Annotated in this window: 6 protein-coding genes and 1 pseudogene; 4 read left to right on the forward strand and 3 right to left on the reverse strand. The window is 68.7% G+C overall.

Annotated features, from left to right (window positions below; genetic code table 11):
- Positions 1-98: 98 nt before the first annotated feature.
- Genes AC30N0_RS04635 through AC30N0_RS04645 form a run of 3 tightly spaced genes read right to left on the reverse strand, consistent with a single transcriptional unit; the run spans position 99 to position 3,422 of the window.
- Positions 99-1,085 (reverse strand): 3-hydroxybutyryl-CoA dehydrogenase, encoded by a 987-nt coding sequence (locus tag AC30N0_RS04635; protein WP_489516760.1) that lies wholly within the window; start codon positions 1,083-1,085, stop codon positions 99-101.
- 4 nt (positions 1,086-1,089) lie between these two features.
- Complete coding sequence (locus AC30N0_RS04640; RefSeq protein ID WP_489516761.1) at positions 1,090-2,163, reverse strand: NAD/NADP octopine/nopaline dehydrogenase family protein; 1,074 nt, start codon at positions 2,161-2,163, stop codon at positions 1,090-1,092.
- Positions 2,164-2,219: 56 nt separating this feature from the next.
- Positions 2,220-3,422 carry a threonine ammonia-lyase gene (locus AC30N0_RS04645; RefSeq protein WP_489516765.1) on the reverse strand — a complete coding sequence of 401 codons (1,203 nt, stop codon included), beginning with the start codon at positions 3,420-3,422 and terminating at the stop codon, positions 2,220-2,222.
- A 193-nt stretch (positions 3,423-3,615) separates the two neighbouring features.
- Between AC30N0_RS04645 and AC30N0_RS04650 the strand changes: the two genes are divergently transcribed.
- From AC30N0_RS04650 to AC30N0_RS04665, 4 genes and pseudogenes are all read left to right on the forward strand, one after another.
- Positions 3,616-4,266 (forward strand): PEP-CTERM sorting domain-containing protein, encoded by a 651-nt coding sequence (locus AC30N0_RS04650; RefSeq protein ID WP_489516762.1) that lies wholly within the window; start codon positions 3,616-3,618, stop codon positions 4,264-4,266.
- A gap of 100 nt (positions 4,267-4,366) precedes the next feature.
- The gene (locus tag AC30N0_RS04655; RefSeq protein ID WP_489516763.1) at positions 4,367-6,247 is read left to right on the forward strand and encodes a sensor histidine kinase; all 1,881 of its coding nucleotides are present in this window, start codon (positions 4,367-4,369) and stop codon (positions 6,245-6,247) included.
- A gap of 180 nt (positions 6,248-6,427) precedes the next feature.
- A complete protein-coding gene (locus AC30N0_RS04660) occupies positions 6,428-7,105 on the forward strand; it encodes a LuxR C-terminal-related transcriptional regulator (protein ID WP_489516764.1) in 678 nt (225 codons plus the stop codon).
- Between the two features lie 155 nt (positions 7,106-7,260).
- Positions 7,261-7,542: pseudogene (locus tag AC30N0_RS04665) on the forward strand (undecaprenyl-phosphate glucose phosphotransferase); the annotation flags it as partial.

The following is a 7,542-nucleotide window of genomic DNA, read 5'->3' on the forward strand; positions in this document are numbered from 1 at the left end:
TGATCTCCTGGGCCTGCGCGGCCCAGGGGACGAGGGCGAGGGCCGCGATGCCGGCCAGGCGCCGGAACGAATGCTTGATTGATGACACGGGCTCTCCTTCAGGACAATGTTCGATCCGACGCCGGCCGCCACAGGCCGGCGTGCTCGAGCTGGGCCAGGGTGCGGGCAAGGACGTCGCGACGATAGGCCGCGATGTCGCGGCCCGCATAGTCGTAGAAGCCCGCGCCGGACTTGACGCCGAGCCGGCCGCTCTCGACCATGCGGCCGACGATGTCGGGCGCGCGATAGCGGCCGGCGTCGAGCGAGGCGGCCATCTCGCGGCTGGCGTGATGAAGGATGTCGCTGCCGCCGAAGTCGATGAACTCGACGACGCCGAGCGCCGCGAAGCGAAGGCCCATGCCGAAACGGGTCGCCTTGTCGATCTCCTCCGCCGTCGCGGCACCTTCTTCGATCATTCGCGCCGCCTCGTTCATCACCAGTGCCTGCAGCCGGGGCACGATGTAGCCCGGCGCCGGGCCGCAGACCACGGGAACCTTGCCGATGGACTCCATCAGCGCCTTGCAACGATCCACGACAGCAGCATCCGTGCCAGCGTGGACGCTCAGTTCCACCACCGGGATGAGGTAGGCCGGGTTGAGCCAGTGCACGTTCAGGAATCGCTCTGGCGCCGGCACGAAGGCGGCCAGCGAAGTCACCGGAATGCTGCTCGTCGTCGAGGCCAGGATGGCGTCGACGCGGCAATGGCGACCGATCTGCGCGAAGGCATCCCGCTTGGCCTCGAGCGTCTCGGTCACGCCTTCGAAGACGAGCTCGGCGCCGGCGAGCACGGCCGGGGCGCGGGCCGCCTCCACGTAATCGACCCGGGCGGCGATCGCCTCGGCCTGCGCTTCGTTGATCGCACCCAACTGCGTCAGCGACGCCAGGCTGGCCCGCACTTCCGCCTCGGCCTCGGCGCGCAGCGCCGCCCAGGCAGCCGCCGGCCGCTCGCGCAGGTCGACGACGGCGACCCGGTGCCCCGCGTAGGCGAAGGCGATGGCGATGCCGCGGCCCATCCTCCCCGCGCCGACGGCGACGAAGCGGGCCATGCGGCTAGCGCCCCTCCTGGAGCAGCCGGGCGAGGTCGCCGCGGCCGAGCCCGGCCAGGCCCAGGGCTTCGAAGCTGCGCGGCCCCTGCAGCAGGTCGCGTCCCAGGAAGGCGCCGGCGATCGCGAGCAGGCCGTGCGCCACCGGCGCGTCGACGCCTGCCCAGCGCGCGACCGAGGCCAGGAAGGCCAGGCCGAACACGATGTCCTCCGTGACGTAGCGGTGCGTGAGCAGGTCGATGTGCTCGCGCCAGTCGCCCGACTTGACGAGCTGCTGGTGGGCGTCGCCGTACATCCAGCGGTCGTTCTCGTAGTGGTCCGAGAGAGGGTAGTGCGGCGCCGTGTAGCCCAGGGCCTCGCGGATGGCCATGCGCTCGCCGTCCAGGGCGCTCGTCACGGCGCGGACCGCCGGCTGCGTCCCCTCGGCGTGGATGTCCCAGCGCTCGAAATGCTGCAGCGGCGCCGCGTTCAGCACCATCAGCGGCGGGTGGATGACCGGGCCGGCGTTCATGAGCGCGCCGGAGAGCGCGTCGCCGCAGCCGTGCACGCTCGGGTAGGCCCGGCGGATCACGGACAGCGCCTCGCCGGCGCGACGCGCCGGAAAGACCCCGGTCGGCAGGCGCAGGGCCCGGATGGTCACGTTGATCTCGGCTTCGCCGTGCTTGCGGGCCAGGTAGGGCAGCGTTCCGGTCTCGGCCCAGGCGACGTCGGCGTGGCTCCCCTGCTGCACGACCGCACGCGCCATGACGAAGCTGCCGAAGGTGCCGGGCGGCAGGAAGACAACCTGCCCGTCGACGAGATGCGGCGCCATGGCCCGGGCGATGTCGGCCTGCGCCGTCGCCGGGGTGGGGGCGACGACGAGGTCGGCGCCGCGCAGGGCGGCGCCGATGTCCGGCGTCGCCAGTGCCAGCGCGACCCGGCGGGTGCCGCCGGCGTCCTTCAGGGTCAGGCCACCGGCGTCGAGCAGGGCCTGCAGGCCGGCCCGGTCGCGCCGCCAGAGCCGAACTTCGTGGCCGGCTTCGGCCAGGTCGGCGGCGGCGGCCAGCGAACCGTTGCCGCCGCCGAGAACGGCGATCCTCAAGCTGCCGTCCTCATCTGTTGCTCCGACGCCACGGTCCGGACCCATGCCATCGGACATCAGCCCACGCGCTCGGCGTCGTAGCCCTCGGCCCGCATCGCGGCCAGGATCTGCGCGACGTGGGCAGCGCCCCGCGTCTGCACGACGACCTCGATCTGCACCCGCTCGACCGTAAGCGAGGTGAAGGCGCGCTGGTGCTGGACCTCGTAGATGTTGGCGCCCAGGCCGGCGAGCAGGGCGGCAACCTGGGCCAGGGCGCCGGGCACGTCGCGGATGTCGATGCGCAGCCGGGCCAGCCGCCCGGAGCGCACCATGCCGCGCTCGATGATCTCGGCCAGCACCAGGGGCTCGATGTTGCCGCCGCAGAGCACGAGCCCCACCTTGCGGCCGGCGAAGCGATCCCTGTCCTTCAGCACGGCGGCCAGGCCGACCGCCCCGGCGCCTTCGACGACCGTCTTCTCGATCTCGAGCAGCATGAGGATCGCCGTCTCGACGTCCTCCTCGGACACCAGCAGCACGTCGTCGACGAGCTCGCGAATGATCGGCAGGGTGAGCTCGCCGGTGGACTTGACGCCGATGCCGTCGGCGATGGTCGCCTGGCGGCTCTCCCGGCGCTCGCCGTGGAGCGCGTTCCAGGCCGAGGGAAATCGCTCCGTCTGGACGCCGACGATGGCGATGTCGGGGCGGATCGAGCGTGCCGCCGTGGCGATGCCCGCGATGAGCCCGCCGCCGCCGATCGGAATGACCAGGACCTCGAGGCCGGGCTGCTGGGCGAGCATCTCCAGCCCGATCGTGCCTTGCCCGGCGATCACGGCCCGGTCGTCGAAGGGATGCACCAGGGTGAGCCCGCGTTTGGCCGCCAGCTCGAGCCCGGCGACGCGGGCGTCCTCAAAGGTGTCGCCTTCGAGAACGACTTCGGCGCCGAAGCCGCGGGTGTTCTCGACCTTCACCGACGAAGCGAAACGCGGCATGACGATGGTCGCCGCAATACCCATGCGCTCGGCGTGGTAGGCCACGGCCTGGGCGTGGTTTCCAGCCGACACCGCCAGGACACCCCCGTCACGCTCCTCGGCGGTCAGTTGCGACATCCGGTTGAACGCCCCCCGCTCCTTGAACGAGGCGGTGAACTGCAGGTTCTCGAACTTCAGGAAGATCTCGCAGCCGCAGATCGTCGACAGGGTCCGCGACGGCAGGCAAGGCGTCTCGAGAATCTCCCCGCGCAGGCGCGAGGCGGCGCCATGGATTTGGTCGGCTAGCAACACCGGAGGGGCGGTCACGGCGTTATTCTCCGCCACCCGTAGACGAGGCCTCTTTTACGTCGTGGCGTTGCGTCCTACAGGGACCCCCTCGGTTCGGGGATTGGTCGCAGCGGGTCCCGCCGCTCCAATGAACGCCTTGCGACGGTCATACCGATCCGTTTCCATTGCCCACCGGACACTTTTCAGGAGCTACTCGATGAACACTCTTTCCCGCCTCGGCGGCGCCCTTGCGTTGACCGCCGGAGCCGCCCTGACACTCGGCAGCGGCGTTGCTTCAGCGCAAGCCGTGAACTTTCAAGGTAATACGGATGGCTGCTTTGGGATGTCTTGTCTCCCCGTGTCTGGAACGACGGATTTGGGCGGACTGACCTACCGGGATTCAACGTTCAACGTCACGTCCTCTCCGCGCGGGTTTGTCTCCATCGGCAACAGGCCAGCAGATCCAAACGTGGATAACCTTGGTTCGTTCACGCTCGCTGGGTCGCTCTTTGACTTCAATGCTAGGACGTTTGAGTTAACAGTCAACTTCACTGTGCCCTCAAGCACGTCGCCTAACAGCACTGTTATCAGGAGCTCACTGTCGGGCGATGCTGTCTCTAGTGACAACGGTGGGGTCTTCATTAACTTCGACAACAATCCCCGTAGCTTTAACTTCGGATCGGGTGCCAACGCCGGTACCTTCACGTTCTTTGTGAACGACCTGTCGTTGGTTGCCGGTGGCACGGTGGCGGTTACCGGAGTTATTCAGACTCAGGTGTCGGCGATTCCCGAGCCTGAAACCTATGCTCTGATGATGGCTGGCCTGGCTGCGGTCGGGTTCATGTCCCGTCGTCGCAAGAAGGCCTGACGTACCCACGCTGCGCCTGGTGCAGCAACGAAAAAGGCGAGCACTGCTCGCCTTTTTTCATGGCTTCCCCGTTTCGGAGCAGCCATCACAATCGATTCAGATGCTCCTTCGGACTGTCCTCGCCGATGCAAGCTGGAAGCGGCGCGCCTGGGTCGCCCTGCTCGTGCTTCTCGGCCTAGCCGCCTTGGCGACCGCGCTGCGTGCCCAGCCAGCGTCGGCTCCCACCGTTCGCATGAACAAGGCCTTCGCCGCCGCGGCGTCCGGCCCCTCGTCGCAGTCGGCGGCTCCTGCCAAGCCGGTCACCTTGCCCGACCGATGGTCGATCACGAATCCGGGGCACGAGGGCAGCGTCTGGTATCGGCTCAGCTTCAACTTCGGCGGAGCCTCGTTTCCCGACGAGCTGCTCGCGCTCTACATCGAACAGGCCTGCAGCAACGTCCAGATCCACCTCAACGGCAACCTGATCTTCAGCGGCGGGCGCATGGCCGAGCCGGTCACGCGCAACTGCGGTCGGCCGCAGCTGGCCGTCCTGCCGCCGGGCCTTCTCCGCGCGCAGGGCAACGTGGTCGACCTCCGGGTCCACGGCTATCCGCTCGAGCGGGTCGCGTCGATTCGCCGGGCCGGCGGCGTGTCGACGGTCGACCTCGGCTTGCAGCCGGCACTCGCCACCGAGCACGCCGGGCGCCTGTTCTGGGAGCCGACCTGGATCCGCGGCAGCAGCCTGCTGCTCGTGGGGCTGGGCTGCCTGATGGTCGCCGTCGGCTGGCTGCATCCGCGCGAGGTGTACTTCTCGTACTTCGGCTGGCTCTGCCTCGGCTGGGCGGCGCTGTCGCTGGCGTCGTGGTCGGTCGACCTGCCCTGGCAGAACGGCGTCACCGAGTTCGTCCTGTGCTCGGCCTGGGCCCTGCTTCTCGCCTGTGCGGTGCAGTTCTTCCTCAGCTTCGCGGGCCTGCGCTCGCGAATCATCGAGAACCTCGTCGCGCTGCAGTGGGTCGCGCTGCCGCTGTCGCTCGTTCTCGCCGGGCGCGATCGCCTCTTTCTGGTCGCCAACGTCTGGTACGTGGTGCTCGCCCTCGAGCTCGCCTGCGTGATGGCGATCTACCTGATCGTGACGCGGCGCCAGCGTCCGCACGACCTCGGGCCGATGGCGCTCACGATAGCCTTCGGCGCCAGCGCCCTCGTCTACGAGCTCGGCGTGCAGTGGGGCGCGATCGAGCCCGCGCCCTATTCCGTCGGCGAGTGGCTGATGCCGATCCTGCTCCTCTATGTCGGCGGCCGCCTCTTCCTGCTGTTCGCCCGCGCCCTGCGCGAGACGGTCGTCGACCGCAACCGGCTGGCTGCCCAGCTGCAGCACCTCGAGACGCGGATCGAGCACGCGACGGCGACGCGCGTCGAGCAGCTGACGGCGCAGCGCGTGGAGCAATTCACCGAGCAGGAACGCAAGCGGATCGCGTCGGACCTCCACGACGACCTGGGCGCAAAGCTGCTGACCATCGTGCACACCAGCGACGCGGCCCGGATCCCGCAACTGGCGCGCGAAGCCCTGGAGGAGATGCGCCTGTCGGTGCGCGGCCTCGCCGGCAAGGCGGTGCGCCTCGACGAGGCGCTCGCCGACTGGCGCGCCGAGATCATGACGCGCCTCGGCGATGCGAAGATCAAGGCGGTGTGGTCGAACCCGGAAGAGGCGATCGACGACACCCTCTCCGCGCGTGTGTTCATGCAGGTGACACGGATCCTGCGCGAGTCGGTGAGCAACGTCATCAAGCACAGCGGCGCGACGCGGTGCGAGGTGCGTTGCCGCGTCGCCGGCAAGACGCTGCACGTGACCGTGCGCGACAACGGCGGCGGCATTTCGGCCGACCTCCAGCGCGGCCAGGGCATGTCCACGATGAAGCGAAGGGCTAAGAAGATCGACGGGCAGTGCCTGGTCGAATCGAGGCCCGGATCCGGCGTCGTGATATCGCTCACGGTGCCACTGTGAGCTCGCCACGCGCCGATCAACGCCCTTGATACGATGCGCGATGCGCTGTTTCGTATCCGAGGCTGATGACGTGGGCTCGCAACCTTCGTGTGCTGGCATGCAATTTGCCATAGGGTCTTCTTCGGACAGTTCCGGCTGCCGCCCAGCCATGCAGCGCGTTGGAGCACGAGGAGGGTCCCGATGAACATCTTGCTGTTGGAAGACATCCCCGAGGCCAGTGCCTGGCTGAAGGTTCAGATTGCCCAGGTCTTTCCGGAGGCCGTGGTCCACGATGCGGCTCGGGTCAACGCCGCTCTGGCCATCATCGCGAAGGTCCAGGTGAACATCGCCCTCATCGACCTCGGCCTGCCCGATGGCTCCGGCGTCGACGTGGTGGCCGCGCTCCGCGAAGCGCAGCCGCAGGCCCAGGCGGTCGTGGTCACGATCCACGACGACGACGATCACCTGTTCCCGGCGCTGCAGGCGGGTGCCTTCGGCTATCTGCTCAAGGATCAGGCCGCGGCCGTCATCGTCGACCAGTTCCGGCGCATGAGCCAGGGCGAGCCGCCGCTGTCGCCGGCAATCGCCCGGCGCGTGATGGCGCACTTCGCCTCGCGCTCCTCGCAGCGCGGCCGGCCCAAAAACATCCCGCACGTGTCGCTCACCGACCGAGAGAACGAGGTCCTGCTGCGCGTCGCCAAGGGTTACACGCTGCCGGAGATCGCGGTGCAACTCGAGCTGTCGAGGCACACCATCTCCGACTACGTGAAGCAGATCTATCGCAAGCTCAACGTGAGCTCGCGCGCGGAAGCGGCCCTGGAGGCGCAGCGGCTCGGGCTGTTCGGCCGGGGTCGGCGCGCCCAGGAACACGTCGCCTAGCTGCTCGCGCATCGCCCCGGGGCGGCCGCCCGAGCCGGCCCCGGCCATCGAACCCAGCCATCACGAACCGCACGGAGGCAGGTGCCCTTCGGGCAGGTTGACCCGCCTGCCTCCGCCCGCTTGACGATCATCGACTTCCTTTTTCCCACCGGTTGATGTTCGACGACCCCCACAAGCGAACCTTCTTCAGCGCACCGCAGTCGGTGACGACGCTCGTCGCCGCGCTGCTCGAGCCGGGGATCACCGTCCTCACCTTCGTCGTCGCGACGCTCGCGTACGACGAGCGCATGGACCGCCCCGCGCTCACCCTCTGCCTGCTGGTTCTCGCGCTCACCTTCCCCGGCCGCAACCGGTTCCGCGACAGCCTGCTCGGCGCCGCCGTCGACATCGCCTCCTCCTGGTTCATCCTGCTCGTGATCCTGGCCTTGTGCGGTTAC

Origin of the sequence: Rhizobacter sp. (genome assembly GCF_031412495.1) — a bacterium.
Taxonomy (GTDB): Bacteria; Pseudomonadota; Gammaproteobacteria; order Burkholderiales; family Burkholderiaceae_C; genus Schlegelella_A.